This window comes from Ruegeria sp. HKCCA5839, from assembly GCF_013035585.1.
Classification (GTDB): Bacteria; Pseudomonadota; Alphaproteobacteria; order Rhodobacterales; family Rhodobacteraceae; genus Ruegeria.
Map to the genome: position 1 here is coordinate 1 of NZ_WQIE01000025.1, position 1,085 is coordinate 1,085.

Genomic DNA, 1,085 nt, shown 5'->3' on the forward strand with positions numbered 1-1,085 from the left:
ATGGCAAAGGAAAAGTTTGAGCGTACAAAACCGCACGTCAACATTGGCACGATTGGCCACGTTGACCACGGCAAGACGACGCTGACCGCAGCGATCACCAAGTATTTTGGTGACTTCAAAGCGTATGACCAAATCGACGGTGCGCCGGAAGAGAAAGCGCGCGGGATCACCATCTCGACCGCCCACGTGGAATACGAGACCGACAACCGTCACTATGCGCACGTTGACTGCCCCGGCCACGCCGACTACGTCAAGAACATGATCACCGGTGCGGCGCAAATGGACGGCGCGATCCTGGTTGTGAACGCTGCAGACGGCCCGATGCCGCAGACGCGTGAGCACATCCTGCTGGGCCGCCAGGTTGGCATCCCGAAGATGGTCGTGTTCATGAACAAAGTGGACCAGGTAGACGACGAAGAGCTGCTGGAGCTGGTGGAAATGGAAATCCGCGAGCTGCTGTCTTCGTATGAATACCCCGGTGACGATATTCCGATCATCGCAGGGTCGGCTCTGGCCGCGATGGAAGGCAACAACCCGGAAATCGGCGAAGAGAAAATCAAGGAACTGATGGCGGCTGTTGACGAATATATCGACACGCCTGAGCGTGCTGTGGATCAGCCGTTCCTGATGCCGATCGAAGACGTGTTCTCGATCTCGGGCCGTGGTACCGTTGTGACCGGTCGTGTTGAGCGTGGCGTCATCAATGTGGGCGACGAGATCGAAATCGTCGGCATCCGCGACACCAGCAAAACCACCTGCACCGGTGTTGAGATGTTCCGCAAGCTGCTGGACCGCGGTGAAGCGGGCGACAATATCGGCGCCCTGCTGCGCGGCATCGACCGTGACGGCGTTGAGCGTGGTCAGGTTCTGTGTAAGCCGGGTTCGGTTACACCGCACACCAAGTTCGAAGCCGAAGCCTATATCCTGACCAAGGAAGAGGGCGGCCGTCACACCCCGTTCTTCGCCAACTACCGTCCGCAGTTCTACTTCCGTACAACTGACGTGACCGGCACCGTGACCCTGGCGGAAGGCACCGAGATGGTCATGCCCGGCGACAACGTGTCGTTCGGCGTTGAGCTGATCGC

At 58.9% G+C, this 1,085-nt stretch carries 1 protein-coding gene; it reads left to right on the forward strand.

Annotated elements, in window-relative coordinates; genetic code table 11:
• Positions 1 to 1,085 (forward strand): elongation factor Tu (gene tuf, locus GOV38_RS22175; RefSeq protein WP_171213044.1); only part of this gene is annotated, 1,085 nt, incomplete at both ends.